The organism is Exiguobacterium sp. s127 (assembly GCF_018618695.1).
GTDB classification, from domain to species: Bacteria; Bacillota; Bacilli; order Exiguobacteriales; family Exiguobacteriaceae; genus Exiguobacterium_A; species Exiguobacterium_A oxidotolerans.
Map to the genome: position 1 here is coordinate 504,930 of NZ_JACSMO010000001.1, position 22,641 is coordinate 527,570.

The window sequence follows — 22,641 nt, forward strand, 5'->3', positions numbered from 1 at the left end:
TGTAATTGTGTTACAATAGAAAAGCATGGGGCGGACTTGTGCCGCCCCTTTATTATTGTACAGGGGGATTTTAGCATGCGAAAAATCATAGTAGGTTCACGCAGTTCGAAACTAGCGATGACACAGACGAAATGGGTCATCGAGCAATTGAAACAAGCGGGTGCTCCATATGAATTCGAAATCAAAAACATCATCACTAAAGGGGACCGCATCCTTGATGTGACATTGTCTAAAGTCGGCGGGAAAGGATTATTCGTCAAGGAAATCGAACAACAGATGCTGGATGAAGAAATCGACTTCGCTGTCCATAGCATGAAAGATCTTCCGTCAGAACTTCCGGCAGGTCTTATCATCGGATCAACACCTGCACGTGTCGATGCACGGGATGCGCTCATCACAACAACAGGAGGCGGACTTGCGACCCTGCCTGAAGGTGCTACGGTCGGGACGAGCAGTTTACGCCGCGGCTCACAATTGCTTAAACTTCGTCCAGATTTGAAGATTGAATCGATTCGCGGAAACATTGATACACGTCTCGAAAAGTTGAAGACAGGACCATTCGACGGGATTTTACTTGCGGCAGCTGGTCTGCAACGGATGGGGTGGTCGGATGAAATCGTCTCGGAATACATTTCGACGGACGAGATGATTCCTGCTGTCGGTCAAGGTATCTTGGCAATCGAATGCCGTGAACAAGACCAGGAAATCCGTGATCTTTTAAATTTAATTCATGATCAAATGACTGAAAAAGTGGCCTTTGCCGAGCGGTCATTCTTATCCGCGATCGAAGGAAGCTGTCACGTCCCGGTTGGTGGTTTTGCGACGATCAACGAAGATTTATCGACGACACTCGTCGGTTTCATCGGTTCAGTCGATGGGACACAAATCTTGCTCGAACGCGAAACTTCGCTTGACCCGATGCAACTCGGTCAACTCGTCGCGGATCGGTTACTCGATGCCGGCGGTCGCGAAATTCTTGCATCGTTGCCGGATGACTTATAAACGGCTTGTCCTGACCGGGAGTCGGCCACCGAACTCGCAGCAAGTGCAGCGTTTAGCGGAACGACAGATTGAAGTCATTCACGAACCAAGTATCGAGACGGTACCGGTTGCATTCGAATTGCCGCCGGCACTTGATTGGTTGGTCGTGACGAGCCCGACAGGCGTCGAACGAATCGAGGCCGATTTACCACGATTACAAAAAACGAAAATTGCTGTTGTTGGTACAAAAACGGCACAGGCTCTTGAACAGGCAGGTCGAAGCGCGGATTTCATTCCATCTGCTTTTACGGGTGATGTGCTCGTCGACGAGTTACAACATCAACTATTGGCGAAGCAACGGATCTGTTTTGCCCGTGGGAATCGGTCGCGCCAAGAACCACTCGAACGCTTAAAACAACTAGTCGCAGCTGACGTCTCCGAAGTCGTGACGTATGAAACGAACATCCGACAGATTCCGAGAGAACGTTTGTCTGGCGCAACTTATATCGGATTACAAAGTCCATCTGCCGTCGAAGCACTGGCTTCGTTAGCTCTTCAAACGCATGCGACGTATATCGCGATTGGTCCCGTCACAGAACAAGCTGCACAACGAGCAGGACTGAGACCTCTACGTAGCGCAAAGACGTTTACGCTCGACGGATTGATTGACTGCATTTTAGAGGAGGAACTGGAATGAACACATTAGAATTCGCACGCCACCGCCGTTTACGAAATACGGCTTCACTTCGCTCGCTCGTACGAGAAAATCATTTGCATAAATCAGACTTGATTTATCCACTGTTTATCGCAGAAGGAGAAGACATTAAGCGTGAAGTCAGTTCGATGCCTGGTGTGTTCAACTTGTCACTTGACCATCTCGAAGCAGAAATCAACGAGATCGTTGCGCTTGGCATCGAATCCATCATTCTGTTCGGTGTCCCGCATGATCACTTAAAAGATGAACAAGGCACAGGAGCATTCCATGATCACGGAATTGTTCAAGAAGCCACACGTCTCGTCAAAAAACTCGCACCACAGTTGACAGTCATCGCGGATACGTGTCTCTGTGAATATACATCGACAGGGCATTGCGGTATCGTCGCGGACGGCACGGTCGATAATGATGCATCACTTCCATTGCACGTCCAAACAGCCGTCTCACAAGCACGCGCTGGTGCAGACATCATTGCTCCGTCCTCGATGATGGACGGTTTTGTTGCTGCGATCCGTCAAGGGCTTGATGAGAATGGGTTCAGCCATATTCCGGTTATGAGTTATGGCGTTAAGTACGCTTCTGCCTATTATGGGCCATTCCGTGACGCAGCCAATTCAGCACCGGGTGAAGGTGATCGTAAAGGATATCAAATGGATCCGGCGAACCGCCGTGAAGCATTCCGGGAAGCAACGTCTGACGTAGAACAAGGGGCAGACTTCATGATTGTCAAACCAGCGCTTGCCTTCATGGACATCATTCGGGACGTGCGCGAGCGGATTGATTTACCAATCGTCGCCTACAACGTCTCAGGGGAATATGCCATGGTCAAAGCAGCGGCACTCAACGGTTGGATTGATGAAGAACGAATCGTCATGGAGACGATGCTTGGCTTTAAACGTGCTGGAGCAGATTTAATCATCACGTATTTCGCGAAAGACATCTGTCGTTACTTGGAGGGATCGAAATGAGCTTAACCAATCAGAACTCAAAATCAAAAGCTGCCTTTGAGCGGGCATTACCACTCATGCCTGGTGGCGTGAACAGTCCAGTCCGTGCCTATAAATCAGTTGGTATGACACCAATCTTTGCCGAACGGGCAAGTGGTTCAAAATTATACGATATCGATGGGAAAGAATACATCGATTACGTTTTATCATGGGGACCGATGATTTTAGGTCACGCCGATCCGATCGTCACGGCGGCGATTCAAGAACAGGCAACACGCGGTTGGAGTTACGGGACACCAACTGAAATCGAGTCAGCGATGGCAGAACTCGTCATCAGTCGTGTCCCGTCCGTCGAGGTCGTCCGGATGGTCAACTCGGGGACGGAAGCAACGATGGCGGCATTACGTCTCGCGCGTGGGTTTACAGGCAAAACGAAAATCCTGAAATTTGAAGGATGTTACCACGGACACGGCGATTCGTTGTTGATTAAAGCCGGTTCAGGCGTCGCGACGCTCGGTCTTCCCGATTCACCGGGAGTTCCGGCACAAATCGCCAGCATGACGTTGACGGTTCCGTATAACGACATGGACGCTGTCCGGACTGCCTTTGAAAAACATGGTGACGATATCGCAGGTGTCATCGTTGAACCGGCAGCAGGGAACATGGGCTTCGTCCCGCCGGCAGCCGGATTCCTCGAAGGGCTTCGTGAAATCACGGAAGCACACGGTACGTTATTAATTTTCGACGAAGTCATGACGGGTTTCCGTGTCGGTTTCAACTGTGCCCAAGGATACTTCGGTGTCACGCCAGACATCACATGTCTCGGTAAAGTCATCGGTGGTGGTATGCCCGTCGGTGCCTACGGTGGACGCCGTGACATCATGGAGCAAATCGCGCCGCAAGGTCCAATCTATCAGGCAGGTACCCTGTCGGGGAATCCGCTTGCGATGGCAGCGGGGCTTGCGACCTTAACGCAATTAAAACCGGAGCACTATGAAGAATTTGACCAAAAAGCAAATCGTCTAGCAGAAGGCTATTTACAGGCTGCTGCGAAATATAACATTCCGTTGACGACGAACCGGGCCGGAGCAATGTTCGGTGTCTTCTTCACTAATCAACCCGTGACAAATTTCGAACAAGCGAAAACATCGAACCTCGAGATGTTCCGTTCGTACTATCAAAAGATGGCGGCGCGCGGAATCTTCCTCCCACCGTCACAATTCGAGGGACTCTTCTTATCGACCGTCCACTCGGATGATGATATCAAACGGACGATTGAAGCCGTTGAACTGACGTTCAAAGAACTCCAGGTCGAATTTAGCCGTTAAGGAGTTCTTGACGGGTGATGGACGTCTCGGATAAAATAAGGAAAGAATAATTTGGAAACAGCGTTGACGGGAAGAGTAGTCAGACAACAGACTGTAAGAGAGAACACATCCACCGGCTGAGAGATGTGACAGTGTGTCCTGACGAAGGTCACCCCACGAGCTGGTATCGTAAGCGCGAGCGAGCGATATCCGGATTCCGCACGTTACGCGGGCTAGAGGGCACTCCCGTTTTCGGGGTGAACTAAGGTGGTATCGCGGAAGAGCAACGGCTTCTTTCGTCCTTAGATGAGGACGAGAGTAGCCGTTTTTATTATGGATAAAAGGAGCGATTTAGATGCAGGAATTATCAATGCCGACGAAATATGATCCGCAGGCGACGGAAGAAAAATGGTACGATTTTTGGTTGGAAGGGGAATATTTCAAAGCCGATCAAGATCCGGAGAAAGCACCGTACACGATCGTCATCCCCCCACCGAACGTGACAGGGAAACTACACCTCGGTCATGCTTGGGATACGACACTGCAAGACATGCTGACACGAATGAAACGGATGCAAGGGTTCGACGTCCTGTATTTGCCGGGAATGGACCACGCGGGAATCGCGACGCAAGCGAAAGTCGAACAAAAATTGCGGGCAGAAGGACAATCGCGCTTAGAAATGGGACGTGAGAAATTCCTCGAACAATCATGGGCATGGAAAGAAGAATATGCGTCAACGATTCGTGCGCAATGGGCGAAACTCGGACTTGGTCTGGATTACTCACGCGAGCGCTTTACGCTCGACGAGGGTTTATCTGAAGCGGTCCAGGAAGTATTCGTTAAGCTGTATGAAAAAGGTTTGATCTATCGTGGCGAATACATCGTCAACTGGGACCCGGCGACGAAAACTGCGATTTCCGATATCGAAGTCATCTATAAAGATATCGAAGGTGCGTTCTACCACCTCAGCTATCCGTTGACGGACGGAACAGGTCACGTTGAACTCGCGACGACGCGCCCGGAGACGATGCTTGGGGATACGGCAATCGCCGTCAATCCGAAAGATGAGCGTTACGCTCACCTCGTCGGTAAAACGATCACGCTCCCGATCGTCGAACGAGAAATTCCGATCGTCGCTGACGAATATGTCGATATGGAATTCGGAACAGGTGTCGTTAAAATCACGCCTGCCCATGACCCGAATGACTTTGAAGTGGGGAACCGTCATGACTTACCACGTGTCCTCGTCATGAACGAAGACGGAACGATGAACGAAAACGCCGGTAAATACGAGGGTATGGATCGCTTCGAGTGCCGCAAACAAATTGTCGAAGATTTGAAAGCCTCGGGCGTCTTGATTAAAGTCGAGCCGCACCTGCACTCGGTTGGTCACTCGGAACGGTCGGATGCAGTCGTTGAACCGTACTTGTCGCTGCAATGGTTCGTCAAGATGGAGCCACTCGCTGAAAAAGCACTTGCTGAACAACAGGGCGAGGATAAAATCAACTTCGTCCCACAACGGTTCGAAAACACCTACGTCCGCTGGATGGAGAATATCCGTGACTGGTGTGTCAGCCGTCAACTCTGGTGGGGACACCGTATTCCAGCCTGGTATCATAAAGAAACAGGTGAAGTGTTCGTTGGGAAAGAAGCACCTGCCGACATCGAAAACTGGGAGCAGGACAACGATGTCCTCGATACGTGGTTCTCGTCAGCGCTCTGGCCGTTCTCGACGATGGGTTGGCCGAATACGGATGCTGCGGACTACCAAAAATACTTCCCGACGTCGACACTCGTTACGGGGTACGACATCATCGCCTTCTGGGTATCGCGGATGATTTTCCAATCGTATGAATTCACAGGCGAACGTCCATTCAACGATGTGTTGATTCACGGTCTGATTCGTGACTCGGACGGACGGAAGATGTCGAAATCACTCGGGAACGGAATCGATCCAATGGACGTCATCGAAAAATATGGTGCCGATTCACTCCGTTGGTTCTTAACGACAGGTTCGACGCCAGGAAACGACCTACGTTTCTATTGGGAAAAAATCGAAGCGACATGGAACTTCTCGAATAAATTGTGGAACGCAAGCCGTTTCGCACTGATGAACATGGATGGTCTGACGTATGAAGAAATCGATCTGACGGGCGAAAAATCATTAGCCGATCAGTGGATTTTGACACGTCTGAACACGACGATTGCTGATGTGACACGATTATCCGATAAGTATGAGTTCGGTGAAGCCGGTCGAGTCCTCTACCACTTCATCTGGGAAGATTTCTGTAACTGGTACATCGAGATGGCGAAGTTACCGCTGAACGGTGAAGATGAGGCCGCTAAATTGACGACGCGTTCGATTCTTGCGTACACGCTCGACCAAATCATGCGTCTGATGCACCCGTTCATGCCGTTCATCACGGAAGAGATTTGGCAACACTTGCCGCATCAAGGAGAAACGATCACGCGTGCGGCTTGGCCGACACGTAATGAGACACTCGACTTCCCGCAAGCAGTTCCTGCGTTTGAAGCTGTCCAAAATGTTATCCGGTCGGTCCGGAACATTCGTGCCGAAGTGAACGCACCGATGTCAAAACAAATCCAGTTGATGATTTCGACGAGTGACGACCAAGTACAGCATGACTTAGAGACGAACGTCTCGTACTTGAAGAAGTTTACGAATGCTTCCGAATTACTTGTCGAACGCAGCATGGCGGCACCGGAAAAAGCACTCAGTGCCATCGTGACCGGCGCAGAATTGTTCATTCCGTTGGCTGACTTAATCAACATCGAAGAAGAAATCGCCCGCTTGAACAAAGAACTCGTCAAGTATACGAAGGAAGTCGAACGGGTCGAGAAAAAACTCAACAACCCAGGTTTCGTCGGAAAAGCACCGGCACATGTCATCGAAGAAGAACAGGCAAAAGCACAGGATTATAACGAAAAACGTGCGGCAGTCGAAGCGCGGATCAACGAACTATCTCAATAATTTCAACAGTGGCTCAAGTTTCCTTGAGCCACTTTTTTTAAAGGAGCGGGGACAGAGTGGAGACGAGAGAAGACGTATTAGAGTGGTTGTCACGGTTACTGGCATTCGGTATCAAACCGGGACTAAGTCGGATGGAAGCGTTACTAGAAGAACTAAAGATTGATCCGGATGCTGTTCCGACGATCCATGTCGCGGGGACGAACGGGAAAGGGTCGACCGTCGCCTTCTTACGGGAGATGGGAATGGCGGAAGGGTTACACATCGGGACGTTTACATCCCCATACATCATTCAGTTCGAGGAACGGATCATGCTGAACGGAGTGCCGATTGCTGAAGCGGATCTCGTTAAGGCAGCAAATGCAGTGAAGCAAGCGATGACCGAGCTTGAGCCGACGATTGGTACAGTGACGGAATTTGAAGCGTTGACGGCACTTGCTTTCTATCATTTCAATCAAGTTCGGCCAGACTTCGTCATTTACGAGGTCGGACTCGGAGGGCTTTATGACTCGACGAACGTACTGAAGCAACCGATTGCTGCCATCATCACCTCGATTGGTCACGATCATCAAGCGATTCTCGGAGATACGCTCCAAGAGATTGCCCTTCAAAAGTTCGGCATCATCAAACGGGGAACATCGGTCATTGCCGGGAAACTGCAAGAGGAATTGACGGTCCCGTTGATGGCCTATTGTGGCGACCGGGCAGCGACGTTGAAGTGGAGTCAGGAAGCCATCGTCTCGTACCGACTGAATGCGACCGGAACATGGGCGACGTATGAAGGAATTCCCGAAACACGACTTGGACTCGAAGGGCACCATCAAGTCGAAAATGCAGCGAACGCCGTCATCTGTGCAAAGAAACTCGGTTGGTCGAAGACGGCAATTCGTCGTGGTCTCCGAAACGCCAAACATCCGGGACGGTTTGAGACGATTTCGCGCGAGCCGCGCATCATCTTAGACGGGGCTCATAATCCGGAAGGTGTTAAAGCGCTCGTCGACCGTCTAAAACAGGAAACAATGCCAATCGTCATCCTTTGCTCCATCCTGCGGGATAAAGATCGCCTTGCGATGATTAAACAATTTCAGGAAGTGACACCAACGATTATGGAGACGACGTTTGATTTTCCGCGAGCCCGGTCGCTAGAAGAACTGACTGCGGATGGGGCAAATGTCATAGAACTCGATTCGTTTCTCGCTGAATACGAAGGAACAAATCAAACACTCATCGTAACAGGATCTCTTTACTTCATCAGTGTCGTTCGTGAAAAAATACTGCGACAACGTTTTACAAAAAAGGGAAAACGCTAAAAGTCCTTGTATACTAAGGTTGGGGTAATATAGTCCTATATTTTATGATCTTACGACGAGGAGACGATGGAAGATGAAACGGTGGTTACGTCTGTTTTTAGTCAGTGTACTGATCTTTACGAGTTTTAGTTATATACAGGAACCACATACGAAGGCTGCTGCGGCAGATAAGTTGAAAATTCTTGAAATCCGGGATGCATGGTCGACGACGAACCGGATTGATCCAAATACGACAATCACCTCATTGCTCAACGGGCTCGATTCGACCCGCTATGAGATTGAAATGATGACGGTCAAAGAATTGAACGCTTCTCGTTTTCCGTTAGATGGTGCGTTTGATGCTGTTGTCTTTGATCCATCCGTCTTCACAGGAACCGACCGTTATTCAATGACAATCTCGGATACGAAGAAAGCACATAATACGAGTAAGATTGAGAACGACATCACGAAGTTAAAAGGAAATGAAATCGTCAGTGCCTTCGTCAATAAAGGGCTGCCGGTTTTTCTACATCAAGATGTCTTGACACATACGTCAAGCAATTTTAATGCCATCTTTAAAGATCTTAAATCAAATGCATTGATGCGATATACGGATATTCAGACAGTCATGACGAAGTTAAAGACTCAAAAGGTCATCCGTCCGCGGCTAGAAGGTGTTTCCGTCAAACAAAACGGTGTGTCATTAACAGGAATCGATAAAGGGAAGTCAGCTGTTCCGAACGTTCCAATCGACTTCATGTACACGACGACGCTCGAGAACACGAATCAGTTAGCGCAACTGTATATCGACTTTGATAGCAATGACCAATTTGAAGAGTCGGAAAAGGTTGATGAGAAGCCGGCTACCAAAACGGGGGCATTGAGCTATAATTTCGATGCCCCGAGTTACACGGGACCGCGGAACTGGATGATCCGTGTGTCGAGTAGCGACGGACTGACCGACTACAAAACAGGTAGTTTCTTAATGAAGGACCAAGTCGCAGAAGCAAAAATCTTACAGGTGACGCGCAGTGGATCGACGGGTTCAATCAATGGCTTCATGAACACCGGTACGTTATTGAAAGAAACCGGGTACTATGATTTTAACGTCGAAGTCATTACGGCAGATACATTTAACAGTACGTACGCATCACGAAACTTAAATACGACGTACGACATGTTAATCTTTGGATTTCAAGATTCGTACGGAGCGGCGTCGCTGAATGATGCGGCCTCGAATGCAATCCTTGATTTCACGAACACCGGGCAAGGACTGATGTTGTCCCACGATACGATTTTCCGTCCAAGTCAGTCAGCGAATCCGGAACTGTTCTGGGAAAAGAAATTTGCCGGACTTGCCGGACAAAAGAACTTCACGAACATGGGGTACGGAGCACAGCGGACGTCAGGGAAGGCGGTCAAACAAAATGACGGTGTCATGACGTCGTATCCGTTTACGTTAGCGGATGAAGTCTCAATCGCAACAACCCATGACCAATACTTTGGTCTTGATTTAGAACAACCCGATTTAATTCCGTGGTACAACATTCGGGAAAATAGTACGGCTGATTCGAATCAGTCAGCCGGACGCACAATCGGCGATGCCCGTAACCATTACTACATGTATACAAAAGGCAATGTGACGTATTCTGGTGCAGGACATACCTCGACGTTCAACCAACAACAGGAAAAAGAACTGTTCTCGAACACGATGTACCGCGCCTTTATCGGGGCGAATCATAAACCGCTCATTAAAAATATCCTGCCAGCCAATCAAGCGAGTTATTTAGACAATGAACCAATCACGGTATCTTATAAGGTTAATGACTATGACTTACGCGATCGGGAATTGAAGACACGAATCTACATCGACAATGAAAAAGTGTATGAAAATAATAAACTAAAAAACAATTCGTTTGTCAGCCAAAGCTTCGATGCTAAGTTGACAGGGAAAACAACCGCGACAATCCGGATCGAAGCAGAGGATCAACGGGGGGCGAAAACGATTGAGACACGTACCGTCCAAATCGTTCAGCCATCCGCTTCATCTCCGTTCACGTTATCACGGTCAATCGATCCGGCAACGATTCCGCAAGGGGAAACAGCAACGATTACGTATACGGTCAAAACAAGCCCGATGCTTCAAAAAGATGCAATCGGTAACAACGGCTACATCATGGGACAATTTTCAGTAACGATGGAAGATATTTTGTTTACAGAAAACTTCCCGAGTAATGTCGAAGTCGTCTCAGCAACAGGTCTTAACGGTGCGAAAATCGTCAATCAAACATTGACGGGGAATGTACCGGACATCGAATATGATGAAGCGATTGAAGGGCTCCACAAAGGATTATGGATTGCAAAGCCGTCGGAACTGACTTTTACCGTAAAAGTACGAGCGAAGGATGCGGCAGGTGTTCATGTCTTCGATGAAAAAGAGAATACAATTGTTTCAACGAAGACCATTTACCGTGATAAAAAAAATGGCGTCGATAAATCGACTTCACTTGCGAACGATGTCCAGTCGTTCCCGAGACTAGGATATGCCTTATCGACCCGCTTTGCGACGGAAGCTAAAATTCCAGCTGTCCGGATGGATATCAACACGCCGTCTTATAAGGTATTGCCAGAAATCAATCCGGCAGGCAGCCAGTACGGCACATTGAGATGGTCGATTGAAGATACGAGCATTGCGAAGATTAACGATCAAGGCATCATCGAACCGAAGAAAATCGGAACGACGGAAATTAAATTGATTGTCCCCGTCGCGAATGGACGTGAGTTAGTCGCGACTTCGAAGTTGACGATTAACGATGTCTTTGGTGGATTGATCGTCCGTGGTGTACCAAGCGAGTTATACGTCGGACAGACGAAAGCGATGACGGGCGAAGCAGCCATGTTGTCCGGGACGGATGCACCGATTAAATGGCTTGTCACGAACAACGATTTAGTCGAGGCTACCGGTCTGACAACAGATGAGTTATCGCTAACAGGAAAAAAACCAGGCACAATGACCGTTCAAGCCGTTGTTCCGGCATCGAGCGGCAGCACGACCTATTTAGCACAGTCGCAAATCTATACGATTGAAGTTAAATTACCGGAACTAGCCGTAACACCGAATAACCTAGAGTTATGGGTCAACACGACGCAAGATGTCACAGCGACCTTTACACCGAGTATTCGATTACCGTTCGCTGTTTCGACGTCTAGTCCGGCGATCGAACTCATTCAAACGGCGGCTGGTTACACCGTCAAGGGAATAACGGGGACACCGGCTGGTCCAGTCGACGCCTTACTGAAACTTCGAGATTTTACAGCGACACAAGCCATCACGAAAATCATGGTACGTGAAAATCCAACTGATTTGACGGCGAACGATTTAACACTTTCCATGCAGGATGTTCAAAAGCAGCCTGTCTTGAACTGGTTACCCGTGACGGCGACAGAGCGTTTTTATCGGTTGGAAGTGCTTCAAGGAAAAGAGTATGTGAAGATTGATTCATCGGCGCAAGCCTTAAAACCGATTCGCCCAGGTGTCGCACGTGTCAAAGTGACGGCATTAAAAGCAGATCAATCGGTCCTTGAAGTCATCAAAACCGGTGCGACGGAGAAACAACCGTTGACGGCGACCTTTAAAGTGACGATTTCTTCTGAAGGTTCGAGCACTTCACCAGATACGGATGTCTATTAAGTGACGGGGGAAATGACGTGAAGAAAAAGCAAATCATTAGCGTCGTTCTCCTGTTTCTAATCGGAATTGGAGCAGCGACCTACTTGTTGATCGAACAGCGAAACCAGCAAGCGTTTGAAAAGAGTATCGATACGTCAGATGTTAACGCATTTGCGTCAGCAGTCGAACACGTTTCTTTATCGACAAAAGACCGGAATCAGTACATTCAGCAGTTCCAAGAAGCACTCGACTATGACAAAGCACTCGTTTTGCTGGACGACACGAGTGTTAAAAATCAAGTTAACTGGTTTTATGTCGCCCGGTTCGGACCAGCTTCTGTAGTCAAGAAATGGCTTGCTACGGGGGCTTCCGTCGAGCAAACGAATGAGCAACAACAGACAGTCCTGCATGTTGCGACGAGCGTGAACCAACCTGCGGATGCTTATGCTTTACTGATTAAAGAAGCTACACGAAAAAATATCAATGCGCTCGATAAAGCCGGAAATTCGCCTCTCTACTATGCGACGGTCGATCAAAATGAGACTGTGATTAAGCAGTTACTGGCAGCAGGAGCAAATCCGAACGTCGGAAAGCATCAGCCGATTTATGAAGCAGTCAAACAAGACCGACAGGATATTTATCAGTTGTTGGTAAAACAAGGTGCAGAAGTCAAGAAGACCAAAGTCAAAAAGTTGGCACGAGCGTATGGTGCGACAACATTTCAATGAAAAAACCCCTCGACATCCATCAATGTCGAGGGGTTTTTAGCGTCAAGGAGTTGTTCGTTTCGGAGTCTCGACATACATTTTGACAGCCCGACTGAGTGGAAGCATCGACGTCGGATTTTTCAGGACACTCGCATCATATTTCAGGCGGAGACGAGATTGTACCGCGTCAGCAGATTTTTTCGTGTTCATCAAAGTGGTCAACGCGGTGACGTCTGCCGGGTAGTTCGCTTCCGGTAAGTCCAGCGTCCCGCGATACGCATTAACCTCAAGCTGTCCTTTTGTGAAGATACCGCCTTGTAAGTTCATCGTCGACCCGACGGAATAAATGCGATTCAAGGTAGGCGAATCACTGTAAAGAAAGGCATTCATGTCCGGTGCGGTTGTTTTAGGTGCGGAAAACTTATTGACACGATTGATCGTTAACGTTCCTTTACTGAGTAAAATCAGAGTGTTTTGATTCGTTGAACTCGTGATGCCTTGAATGTTGGCATCATCTAACCGGCTTGAACCGGTCGAGAAGATGGTTGTCGCAAAACTGACGTTACCCCGAATCAATAAATCACCGAGGACGACGATTGGGCGTTTAATCTCAAGCGGTTGCGTAATCGGATTGAGTGAAGAAATCGTCAAGTTGCCGTCGATGATTAACGGTTCGAGCGATTCTTTAACGATATCATCGGTAATCGTCACTGTATTTTGCTCAGTCGGAGCTGGGATGATGATTTGTTTCTTCGTACTCAATTCATTCAAGAATGGTCCTGTCAGCACCGATTTTTCAATTGATTGACTCTTTAAGTAGGTCGGAACGGAGGCGAGTGGTGTGTTACTTGGAATCGTTAAGAAATCATTCAGGGCAAATTCAAAATCGAACGGAACGAGCGTATCTTTCGTTGAAACAAGATCCGTTTTGGTGGTCGGATCAAAGACGGTCGCATCACATGGTAAAAAGTCTGTACATGTTAGAAGCGGTTGAGTTTGCGGCTGGAAAACACGAACTTGTCCATCAATGTATGGATGGGCCAGCTTATCTGTATAGTGGCCTATCTGACCGTTATAGATGAAGTTTGGCGTCGCAGAAACTTTGAGTGCTTCCCGCGAGAAGACGTTCCCTTCGATTCGTGGTGCTCCATTTAAGATGACTTGATTGTCGGACCCGAGCGTATAGTATAGAAAACTAGGAATCGCTGATAAATAGACCCGTTGAGTATAGGTCTTTTTGACCGTCGGTTGATCACCTTTCGTCTCTTCGACGTGAGCGGTCAAATCGAACGCTTTAACACGGACGTTCGAGGCGGCTTCATTTAACTGAACTTCAACAAGAGGAGCCGACGTCTTCAAGGGGAGTATGATTTTATTCGGGATATCTGCAAATAGCTCTTTTGAGGAACTGGTTGGATTCTCTTGACTGGTTTTTGCGACGAGTTGTTGGAGTGCTGCGATCGCTTGATCAAGCTCGTTTTGCGTCGCTGTATCGACTTCGATATTCGTTTCGCGAATTTCCGTCAATCGTGTCGATTGCAGGCTGACACCAATCGTCGCGATTGCTAAGACCGATAGGACGGTCAATGTCACGAGTACGAACAATAGCGTATAACCTTCTTCAGATTTTTTCATGGGTCGTCCTTTCTGAACTAAAATCCAATCGTACTATTCAAGGTCTGTGTTTCTTCATTATCCGTCGACTGAATTCGGAGCGTCATCGTCAAAATGCCATGGACGACGTATCTGCCCGGGTAGTCACCGGTCGTGATGTCGACGTACTCGGGACTTGAAATCGTAAAGGTCTTTTTGATTTCTGTTTGATCATTGATGTTTTCGAGTGCACCTTCGTAGATGAGTATGTTTTCGTCAAGTCGTTGTGTTGCGAATGTATAGGTGATTGGAGTTGATGTGACTTCATTTTGTTGTTCGACATTGGCGTTGAACGGAATGAAACCGTCCGTTCGCTCGAGTAGACCGGAATCCAGGTTAAGGCTAGGCAATGTCTTTTTATAGAAAGACAGCTCATTCGCTGTTGTGATGCGAATGGCATCGAAGCCGGTGATTTCATTTAAAATGAGTCCGACCGAACTATCGGCTTCGCTTCTGAGCTCACTGATGATTCCCGTCGCCTGAAAACTCTTTGTACCGGAGATGAAGACGGTCAGGATGACTCCGCTGAAAATAGCAGCGATGACGATGGCAACGAGCAGTTCGACGAGGGAAAATCCGTCATTTTGTTGCGGGAAAACTTTGGTTGAGCGTCGCATTCGTAATCGATCCTTTCAATGATGTAATCGGGTCAGGTTGACCGTCGAGATAGACATAGACGTATAAATCGAGGAGGTTCGGATTTTCGATTCCTTCGATTTTATGCGGGGTAACACTGATTTTAACATCGAATGGCATATTATTTATTTCCGCATCATTGAAGATTGAGTCACAAATAGCCGATACACCACATGACGGCGTGTTCGGCGTCGGTATTGTATAGCTACCATTCTGATATGGGGTGCCTTTCGTCTGTTCAAGAAGCGTATCGAATACGAAGGGTCCGTTCTCCGCTTCGACGGCTTCCCGTTCGATATAAGAAGCGGCGTTTTTCGCCAGGTAATTCGCAAACGTCAATTCCGTGCTATCACGAGAAGCGGATAAGGACTGGGAAAAAATGCTGATGAGTGAAACTGAAATGATTGAAAGAATCGTGATGCTGACTAATACTTCGATTAATGAAAAGCCTTGTTGCTTGTTTTGCATGGATTCACCTCGTATCTGACTCAATATGAATTATCTATTCAAAAATGAAAAACGGTATGTATTCACACATGATGAAAGTTATTGTCAGGATAGGACTTATGTTTCATCATAATATTCATTATAATGGAAATACTAGACACCTGAAATGGTTATTTCATAAGGAAAGGAAACAGATGATGATAAATCCTAAACGTTTTGCAGTACATACGCTTCTTTTAGTCCTCTTGATTGCCTTAATCTATGTTCCTTCGTTTGCGCTGATTTCGTTTACGGGACAAGCAAGCGTCAGTGAGAAGTTTTCTGAAAGTGCCCGGATTGCCTCTGTTCCGGTTAGTGGTATGACACGGGAAGAAGCAAAACCGAAAGTTCAAAAAGCCATCACGACCTGGTCGAACAAAACGCCATTGACGATTGGGACGGGAGAAGAACTTGTTCCCGTTCCGACGACGCTCGTGACGTTTAAAGTGGATGAGGCCGTCGAAGCAGCTTCTTTAAAAAAGGGAGGCGACTTGGACGTCACGCTTGACGAACCGGGCGTCGAAGCATTCTTGTCGACGCAACCGGTCGTATACACGCCGGAACAAACGACGGCATTTAAGGCATGGCTGACGAACATGGGACAACAACTCGAAGAGGGCAACTATGATCCGGCTGTCTCGACAACATCTCCATCAACGGAAGAGGTCGTTTCCTCGGTGTCCTTTACAACACGCTCAGTCGCCGAAGAACAGATGGTTGACGCGATGACACAAGTTGACTTAAAAGCCGGACAGTTGATGAATACGAAGACATACGGAATGGACGGTGTGGCGGCTTCATATATCGGCAGTAAACTATATGAACTTTTCGCAAAAACACCGTTTGAAATCGTCGAGCGGATGCCGCATGATCAATTGCCTGAGGGAATCACACTCGGCTACGATGTCCGAATTGATGAAAAAACAGATTTTGCCGTACGGAACACACAAGCAGTGAACTACCAGCTTGTCGCAATGAAAAATGGTAGTGACGTGACGCTTGAACTACGGGGAATGCCGTTCAAAGAAACGGTCACAGCAGTGCTTGAAGGTGAAAAATCAATTCCGTACCGGACGATCACCCGCTATTCAGCGACACTATCTGCTGGAACGACAAGTGATACACAGTCCGGATCGGAAGGGACATCGATTGAACTGTACCGCATCATCAAGTCGAACAAAGGCGAAGAGAAAATGCTGGTCGCACTTGATTTTTATGCCGCGACACCGGCAATCGTCACGAAGAGCAGTCAAGCGGAGCAAGCGCCGGTCGTCACACCACCTGCTGAAGAGAACCAGGACGAGATGACGGATCAAACAGATCCTGAATCCGAGACGACGGATCAAACGGACCCTGAGTCAGATGTGACAAGTCCAGACGCACCGGCAACTCCCGATACACCGACGTCACCGGATACACCAGATGCTCCGACAGAAGGCGATCCAGCTTCTCCCGCCGAAAGTGACACAGCGGAACCAGCAGTCGGCTAAAAATCAATAGAAAATGAGGGATCCTATGAACTGGACAGATTTAGCAATTGAGCTCGGAATCATTATTGGTCTGGCGACGATTATTTGTGGCTTGATGTTTGCGGTTCAAATCCCATTCATCGCGACGGCACGTGCGAAAGTCATTCTCTCGGTGATGGCACTTGTACTAGTCTTAGCACTTTACATGCTCGTCAAATTCGATTGGATGGCGAATCCGTTCGTCATTGCGGGATATATCGTCACACTCCTAATCGTTACAGCGATTACGAGTACGATTGACGAAAAACAACAACAGCGACCGACAGTACTTGATGAAGAAGATACATGGCACGCGGAAGGGTGACGAACTAAATGGCAATGAAACGGAAACGTCTCGGCGAGATGCTGCTTGAAGAAAGTCTCGTCACGGAAACTCAGATTGAAGAAGCCTTGACGGTCAAACGGGCGACTGAAAAATTAGGGGATGCGCTCTTACGATTAGGGCATTTGACGGAGCAACAACTACTCGAAGCGCTCCATCATCAATTGAAGATACCAATCATTCAACTGTATAACTATCCGGTCGACGTGGCAGTCACGAAGCTGATTTCAAAAGATCTTGCTCAGCGCCATACGCTCGTCCCGGTCTACCGGGAAGGCAACCGTTTATTCATTGCGATGGCTGATCCGCTCGATTTGATTGCGATTGATGACCTGCGGCTTCAGACGGGGTTGATGATTGAAGTCGGCATCGCGACACGCGATGAAATTCGCCGGACGATTTTAAAGTATTACGATATCGATTCGTCACTCCGGGAGTTACTCGAATCCGATGAAATGATGGAGTCTGATGCGACGCGGGATGTCGTGACACGCGAAGATGCGCCAATCATTCGTCTCGTCAATCAAATTCTTGAAAACGGGATTTCCCAACGGGCGTCCGATGTCCACATGGATCCGCAGGAAGCCTCCTTATCGATTCGGATTCGGATTGACGGGGAGCTGCGGACGGAGAACAACTACCCGAAACAAATTCAGAACATCTTGACGACCCGGATTAAGGTCATGAGTGAGCTTGACATTACGGAATCACGCTTGCCGCAAGACGGACGGATCAAGTACATCTATAATGGTCTCGCCTACGATTTCCGTGTCTCGACACTTCCGACCGTCTATGGTGAGAAAGTCGTCATCCGGATTCTCGACAGCTCGAACTCGAATATCTCGATTTCGAAAATCGGATTTAGTGAACGCAATGAATCCCAGTTCCGGGAGATGCTGAAACGACCGAACGGCATCATCTTGATTACTGGACCGACAGGGTCTGGTAAGTCATCAACATTGTATGCGGCTCTAAACGAATTGAATGATGAGAGCCGTAACATCATTACGGTCGAAGATCCGGTCGAGTACCAAGTCGACGGCATCAATCAAGTTCAAGTGAACAGTAAGATCGGCTTGACGTTCGCGAGTGGGCTACGCTCGATTTTGCGACAAGATCCGAACGTCGTCATGGTCGGAGAGATCCGCGATATTGAAACGGCGGAAATTTCGATTCGGGCCTCATTGACGGGACACCTTGTCCTGTCGACGTTGCACACGAACTCGGCCATCAGTTCGATCACCCGTCTGATTGACATGGGAGTTGAACCATTCCTTGTCGCGGCGTCGGTTACCGGATTGATTGCGCAGCGTCTCGTCCGTCGCGTCTGTCGTGATTGCGGGGAAGTCCAACCCCTTTCAAAACGCGAACAAGAGTTGTTTGCGCAAGAAGGGATCGAAGCGACGACCGTCATGCGTGGACGCGGCTGTTCGTCTTGTAACATGACGGGGTACCGGGGGCGACTCGCGATCCAGGAAGTCGTCATGATCGATGAAGTATTGCGACGGATGATTATGAACCAATCGACGGAAAGCGAAATCACGATGTACGTCAAGTCGCAAGGTCAACGGTTCCTGTTAGCGGATGGACTGACAAAAGTCGCCCAAGGAATTACGACGACGGAAGAAATCTTACGGACGGTGATATCAGAATGAGTACGATGGAACGCGCACAAATCGAAGACATTCTCAGATCGTCAAAAGAAAAAGGGGCTTCTGACGTCCATTTGACGGCAGGGTCTCCCCCCGTCTTTCGCGTCAATGGAACATTGATTGCTTACGGGACGGATAAACTCAAGCCGGTCATCATCGACGGGTTCGTTCAGTCGCTGATTACCGAGGAAATGTACCTGCAGCTTAAACAGGATCGTGACATCGACTTTTCCTTTGGTGTGACGGGTGTCGCCCGTTACCGCGTCAATTGTTTTTATCAACGTGGCGCACTCTCAATGGCTTTTCGAACGATTCCGACTGAAGTGCCGACACTCGAACAATTATCGTTGCCTCCTGTCCTCAAACGGTTTTTAACGAAACCGCATGGCTTGATTCTCGTCACAGGACCGACCGGGTCAGGGAAGTCGACGACACTCGCTGCGATGATCAACGAAATCAATCAGACGATGTATAAACGCATCATTACGCTCGAGGATCCGATTGAATACTTACATAGTCATCATAAAAGTTTGATTGACCAACGTGAAATCGGCATTGATGCCCCACGATTCGCGAGTGGCTTACGTTCTGCACTCCGTCAAGATCCGGATGTGATTTTGCTTGGTGAGATGCGCGACTTAGAGACGATTTCGACGGCAGTCACAGCTGCAGAGACGGGACATCTCGTCTTCGCGACCGTCCATACGTCGACCGCTGCCTCGACAGTCAGTCGGATCATCGATGTTTTTCCATCGGAGCAACAGGATCAAATTCGCGCCCAACTGGCAAATGTCCTGGCGGGTGTCGTCTCGCAACGCTTGATGCCCCGGTCCGATGGTACAGGCAGGGTCGCGGCTCTTGAAATCATGGTCGAGACACCAGCCGTCTCAAACTTGATTCGCACAGGTAAGGAATATCAGATTCAATCCGTTTTGCAGACCGGAAAACAGTATGGGATGCAGACGATGCAAATGGCCTTACAAGACTTAGTTAGTCGGGGACTGATCCCAGCATCAGCCGCGACACCTTACATATCGGGGTGAGCAGATGGCAGTATTCATGTATGAAGGTCGGACGATGGCCGGTAAACGGAAAAAAGGTAAGATTACAGCATTAACGAAACGGGAGGCGGCAGAACGTCTCCGGACAGAACAAATCGCCGTCACGTCACTTGAGAAACAAGAATCAAAAGGCTTAAATACCGAGATCACATTCTTAACGGCAAAACCGAAAATCGAACACTTAGTCATGTACGCACGTCAATTTGCGACGCTCGTCCGGTCCGGTGTCTCAATCGTTAAAGCGACCGAAATATTACGGAAACAAACAGAATCGAAGCCGCTCGAGCGGGCACTCGTCGAAGTCGAAGATGATTTACGGAGTGGGATTCAATTTTCGCAAGCGATTGAGAAACATCCGCGCGTCTTTGATACATTCTTCGTCAGTATGGCGATGGCGGGTGAGGCGAGCGGGAATTTAGAAGAAGCCCTTGATAACATCGTCACCCAGCTTCAAAAACAGTACGAGATTAAACGGAAAGTCATTTCGGCATTGATTTATCCGGCCGTCGTTTCAATTGTCGCGATTGGTGTCGTCGTCTTCCTGATGTTGAACGTCGTCCCGACGTTCGCGTCGATTTTCAATCAACTCGGAAGCGAACTTCCATTAATTACGAAACTTGTTGTTGCCGTATCGGACTTTTTTGTCGCTTACTGGTGGGTCTTGTTGCTTGTCGCCTTCGGATTGCTCGGTCTGCTGTATTTTAATTTAAAAAATGAGCGGCAACGGGTCATCTTCGACAGCTTACTTTTAATGTTGCCGGTCTTCGGACCATTGATTCAAAAGTCACAGATTGCTTTGATGACGCGGGGACTCGCTGTGTTACTGAATGCATCGGTCCCGATTCTTGCTTCGCTCGACATTACGGAACGAATCGTCACGAACCGAATCATCCGTAAAGGAATCGCCGGTGCGAATGAAGCGATGTCGCGCGGGATTCCGATGCACGAACCATTAGAAAAAAACAAATATTTCCCACCTCTCGTGACACAGATGATTGCCATCGGGGAGGAGTCCGGGCGCCTGGACTCCATGCTGACAGAGGTCGCAGACTTTTATGAGACGGAAGTTGAAACAACGACGGATCGCTTGAAGTCAATCATCGAGCCGCTGTTGATTGTCGTCCTCGCCGCAATCGTTGGTGTCATCGTCATCGCCGTCGTCGTCCCGATGTTCAAAATCTATTCGGATATCCAGGGCGAATAACAACTGCGAAATCATTTACCTGTTGTCTAAAAAAGACATAATTAACTAAAATTATGGTGCTACTATAATAGTATTCATATGGATAGTATTACCTATACATCGAACTCAGAAAAAAGCACTAGGGAGGAATACTAAAATGTTAGAACGGTTCAAAGAAATTTGGTTAGATGCAAAACAAATGCGCGATGAGCGGGGCTTGACGTTGATCGAGTTACTCGTCGTTGTCGTTATCCTCGGAATTATTGCCGCAATCGCGGTAGTAGCGATTGGCGGATTGATTGAAAACTCACGTAAGGATGCAGTTGTATCCGATGCGAAACAATTAGTAGCGGCAGCGAAGTTGTATACATCTTCAAATCCAATTCAACCTGGTGAAAAGGTTAAATTAGGGATAAATGATGGTGGGAACCCTATCACAACTAAGGATGCAGTTACGACTGGTACTGGAGCTCCTAGAGAAGATTCACTTGGTAAATATATTGATGATATGAAAGATCCATTAAACTCTGACAATGATTATAAATCTTCTTATGTAGTAGTTACTGAGACAAAAGGTAAATACACTTACTCTGTTACGCTACTAAGTGAAAAATCAGCGAACGCTTACTTTACTAATAAAACACCGGGTGAATTGAAACGCTCAGCAATCGTGGTCAACTAAGTTTAGTTAATATTGATGCTACCCCCAACTCGGGGGTTTTTTTCTGAAGTTTTTTAAGAAAGGAGCCTAACATGACAATCGTTTTTACAGTCTATTTTTTCATTATTGGCATGTTGATCACGTCGTTTACAAATGTCGTCGGACTCCGGATTCCGGTGGGGGAATCGATTGTGCGACCGCGCTCGCATTGCCCGAATTGTGGTCACGTCCTCGGTGCGCTCGAACTGACACCGGTCATCGGCTATCTCGCTTTACGCGGAAAATGCCGTGTCTGCCAACTGCCGATCTCCGCGAAGTATCCGGCGCTGGAACTGCTTGGTGGCGTACTTTACGCCTATGCGTTCTATCAATTCGGATGGTCGATGCAATTCGTGTTGACACTTGTCCTGACGAGCCTGTTATTCATCCTCGTCATGTCGGATCTTGCTTACATGCTCGTCCCGAATAAAATATTACTCTTCTTTTTACCGATTAGTCTGATAGTTCGCTACCTTTCTCCATACGAGAACTGGTATAATCCAATTATTGGCGGAATCGTCGGTTTTAGTTTATTGTTTGCAATTTTTCTCGCATCACGTCAAGGGATGGGCGCAGGGGACGTCAAACTGTTTGGTTTACTCGGTATTTTTCTCGGACCACTCGACGTCGTGATTGCCTTATTCGTCTCGGCACTTGTCGGTTCCGTCATTGGGCTGACATTGCTCGGATTGAAGCGCGTCGAACGCAAGCAACCGATTCCCTTCGTCCCGTCGATTGCGATCGGGACATTACTCACTTATTATTTCGCGGACGATTGGGTGACGTTATACCTCGATCTGTTCCTATGAGAAAG

At 48.1% G+C, this 22,641-nt stretch carries 18 protein-coding genes; 15 read left to right on the forward strand and 3 right to left on the reverse strand.

What is annotated here, in order from left to right; all coding sequences use genetic code 11:
• The first annotated feature begins 75 nt into the window (after positions 1 to 75).
• The 8 genes from hemC (at position 76) to KNP98_RS02470 (ending at position 12,626) form a co-directional block, all read left to right on the forward strand.
• Positions 76 to 1,002, forward strand: a complete 927-nt coding sequence (hemC, locus tag KNP98_RS02435; protein ID WP_088837553.1) for a hydroxymethylbilane synthase — start codon at positions 76 to 78, stop codon at positions 1,000 to 1,002.
• A complete protein-coding gene (locus KNP98_RS02440; RefSeq protein WP_214810633.1) occupies positions 992 to 1,678 on the forward strand; it encodes a uroporphyrinogen-III synthase in 687 nt (228 codons plus the stop codon). The genes hemC and KNP98_RS02440 overlap by 11 nt, the downstream gene beginning before the upstream one ends.
• On the forward strand, positions 1,675 to 2,664 hold the full coding sequence (gene hemB, locus KNP98_RS02445) for a porphobilinogen synthase (protein ID WP_214810634.1): 990 nt from the start codon (positions 1,675 to 1,677) through the stop codon (positions 2,662 to 2,664). The genes KNP98_RS02440 and hemB overlap by 4 nt, the downstream gene beginning before the upstream one ends.
• On the forward strand, positions 2,661 to 3,971 hold the full coding sequence (hemL, locus tag KNP98_RS02450) for a glutamate-1-semialdehyde 2,1-aminomutase (RefSeq protein ID WP_214810636.1): 1,311 nt from the start codon (positions 2,661 to 2,663) through the stop codon (positions 3,969 to 3,971). The genes hemB and hemL overlap by 4 nt, the downstream gene beginning before the upstream one ends.
• A gap of 334 nt (positions 3,972 to 4,305) precedes the next feature.
• Positions 4,306 to 6,942: a valine--tRNA ligase gene (locus KNP98_RS02455; RefSeq protein WP_214804387.1), complete on the forward strand. Its 2,637-nt coding sequence runs from the start codon at positions 4,306 to 4,308 to the stop codon at positions 6,940 to 6,942.
• A 56-nt stretch (positions 6,943 to 6,998) separates the two neighbouring features.
• Positions 6,999 to 8,249, forward strand: coding sequence for a bifunctional folylpolyglutamate synthase/dihydrofolate synthase (locus KNP98_RS02460; RefSeq protein ID WP_088837550.1), 1,251 nt, complete (start codon positions 6,999 to 7,001; stop codon positions 8,247 to 8,249).
• A 73-nt stretch (positions 8,250 to 8,322) separates the two neighbouring features.
• Positions 8,323 to 11,919, forward strand: coding sequence for a DUF5057 domain-containing protein (locus KNP98_RS02465; protein ID WP_214810637.1), 3,597 nt, complete (start codon positions 8,323 to 8,325; stop codon positions 11,917 to 11,919).
• A gap of 17 nt (positions 11,920 to 11,936) precedes the next feature.
• The gene (locus KNP98_RS02470) at positions 11,937 to 12,626 is read left to right on the forward strand and encodes an ankyrin repeat domain-containing protein (protein WP_214766497.1); all 690 of its coding nucleotides are present in this window, start codon (positions 11,937 to 11,939) and stop codon (positions 12,624 to 12,626) included.
• A gap of 42 nt (positions 12,627 to 12,668) precedes the next feature.
• Here the strand turns inward: KNP98_RS02470 and KNP98_RS02475 are convergent, their stop codons facing one another.
• The 3 genes from KNP98_RS02475 to KNP98_RS02485 are packed head-to-tail and all read right to left on the reverse strand — an operon-like array spanning position 12,669 to position 15,362.
• A complete protein-coding gene (locus tag KNP98_RS02475; RefSeq protein ID WP_214810638.1) occupies positions 12,669 to 14,240 on the reverse strand; it encodes a type II secretion system protein in 1,572 nt (523 codons plus the stop codon).
• A 17-nt stretch (positions 14,241 to 14,257) separates the two neighbouring features.
• Positions 14,258 to 14,875 carry a PilW family protein gene (locus tag KNP98_RS02480; RefSeq protein ID WP_088837546.1) on the reverse strand — a complete coding sequence of 206 codons (618 nt, stop codon included), beginning with the start codon at positions 14,873 to 14,875 and terminating at the stop codon, positions 14,258 to 14,260.
• Complete coding sequence (locus tag KNP98_RS02485) at positions 14,838 to 15,362, reverse strand: type IV pilus modification PilV family protein (RefSeq protein ID WP_214807258.1); 525 nt, start codon at positions 15,360 to 15,362, stop codon at positions 14,838 to 14,840. Before KNP98_RS02485 ends, KNP98_RS02480 begins: the two co-directional genes overlap by 38 nt.
• 173 nt (positions 15,363 to 15,535) lie before the next feature.
• Between KNP98_RS02485 and KNP98_RS02490 the strand changes: the two genes are divergently transcribed.
• The 7 genes from KNP98_RS02490 to KNP98_RS02520 all read left to right on the forward strand — a co-directional run bounded on the left by KNP98_RS02490 (position 15,536) and on the right by KNP98_RS02520 (position 22,636).
• Positions 15,536 to 16,870, forward strand: a complete 1,335-nt coding sequence (locus KNP98_RS02490) for a VanW family protein (protein WP_251135124.1) — start codon at positions 15,536 to 15,538, stop codon at positions 16,868 to 16,870.
• A gap of 25 nt (positions 16,871 to 16,895) precedes the next feature.
• The gene (locus KNP98_RS02495) at positions 16,896 to 17,213 is read left to right on the forward strand and encodes a hypothetical protein (protein ID WP_214810639.1); all 318 of its coding nucleotides are present in this window, start codon (positions 16,896 to 16,898) and stop codon (positions 17,211 to 17,213) included.
• A gap of 8 nt (positions 17,214 to 17,221) precedes the next feature.
• Positions 17,222 to 18,886, forward strand: a complete 1,665-nt coding sequence (locus KNP98_RS02500; protein WP_088837543.1) for a GspE/PulE family protein — start codon at positions 17,222 to 17,224, stop codon at positions 18,884 to 18,886.
• On the forward strand, positions 18,883 to 19,926 hold the full coding sequence (locus tag KNP98_RS02505) for a type IV pilus twitching motility protein PilT (protein WP_159173032.1): 1,044 nt from the start codon (positions 18,883 to 18,885) through the stop codon (positions 19,924 to 19,926). The genes KNP98_RS02500 and KNP98_RS02505 overlap by 4 nt, the downstream gene beginning before the upstream one ends.
• A gap of 4 nt (positions 19,927 to 19,930) precedes the next feature.
• A complete protein-coding gene (locus tag KNP98_RS02510; RefSeq protein ID WP_214810640.1) occupies positions 19,931 to 21,148 on the forward strand; it encodes a type II secretion system F family protein in 1,218 nt (405 codons plus the stop codon).
• A 136-nt stretch (positions 21,149 to 21,284) separates the two neighbouring features.
• Positions 21,285 to 21,809 carry a type II secretion system protein gene (locus tag KNP98_RS02515; RefSeq protein ID WP_214807260.1) on the forward strand — a complete coding sequence of 175 codons (525 nt, stop codon included), beginning with the start codon at positions 21,285 to 21,287 and terminating at the stop codon, positions 21,807 to 21,809.
• A gap of 71 nt (positions 21,810 to 21,880) precedes the next feature.
• Positions 21,881 to 22,636, forward strand: a complete 756-nt coding sequence (locus KNP98_RS02520) for a prepilin peptidase (protein WP_088837539.1) — start codon at positions 21,881 to 21,883, stop codon at positions 22,634 to 22,636.
• Positions 22,637 to 22,641 lie beyond the last annotated feature (5 nt).

Excerpts from the sequence above, each read along its gene's own strand:
- KNP98_RS02520 (WP_088837539.1), top strand. The coding sequence starts at position 21,881 with ATGACAATCGTTTTTACAGTCTATTTTTTCATTATTGGCATGTTGATC.
- KNP98_RS02510 (WP_214810640.1), top strand. The coding sequence starts at position 19,931 with ATGGCAGTATTCATGTATGAAGGTCGGACGATGGCCGGTAAACGGAAA.
- KNP98_RS02500 (WP_088837543.1), top strand. The coding sequence starts at position 17,222 with ATGGCAATGAAACGGAAACGTCTCGGCGAGATGCTGCTTGAAGAAAGT.
- KNP98_RS02515 (WP_214807260.1), top strand. The coding sequence starts at position 21,285 with ATGTTAGAACGGTTCAAAGAAATTTGGTTAGATGCAAAACAAATGCGC.
- KNP98_RS02480 (WP_088837546.1), bottom strand. The coding sequence starts at position 14,875 with ATGCGACGCTCAACCAAAGTTTTCCCGCAACAAAATGACGGATTTTCC.
- KNP98_RS02505 (WP_159173032.1), top strand. The coding sequence starts at position 18,883 with ATGAGTACGATGGAACGCGCACAAATCGAAGACATTCTCAGATCGTCA.
- KNP98_RS02490 (WP_251135124.1), top strand. The coding sequence starts at position 15,536 with ATGATGATAAATCCTAAACGTTTTGCAGTACATACGCTTCTTTTAGTC.
- KNP98_RS02455 (WP_214804387.1), top strand. The coding sequence starts at position 4,306 with ATGCAGGAATTATCAATGCCGACGAAATATGATCCGCAGGCGACGGAA.
- hemC (WP_088837553.1), top strand. The coding sequence starts at position 76 with ATGCGAAAAATCATAGTAGGTTCACGCAGTTCGAAACTAGCGATGACA.
- KNP98_RS02495 (WP_214810639.1), top strand. The coding sequence starts at position 16,896 with ATGAACTGGACAGATTTAGCAATTGAGCTCGGAATCATTATTGGTCTG.
- KNP98_RS02465 (WP_214810637.1), top strand. The coding sequence starts at position 8,323 with ATGAAACGGTGGTTACGTCTGTTTTTAGTCAGTGTACTGATCTTTACG.
- hemL (WP_214810636.1), top strand. The coding sequence starts at position 2,661 with ATGAGCTTAACCAATCAGAACTCAAAATCAAAAGCTGCCTTTGAGCGG.
- KNP98_RS02485 (WP_214807258.1), bottom strand. The coding sequence starts at position 15,362 with ATGCAAAACAAGCAACAAGGCTTTTCATTAATCGAAGTATTAGTCAGC.
- KNP98_RS02475 (WP_214810638.1), bottom strand. The coding sequence starts at position 14,240 with ATGAAAAAATCTGAAGAAGGTTATACGCTATTGTTCGTACTCGTGACA.
- hemB (WP_214810634.1), top strand. The coding sequence starts at position 1,675 with ATGAACACATTAGAATTCGCACGCCACCGCCGTTTACGAAATACGGCT.
- KNP98_RS02440 (WP_214810633.1), top strand. The coding sequence starts at position 992 with ATGACTTATAAACGGCTTGTCCTGACCGGGAGTCGGCCACCGAACTCG.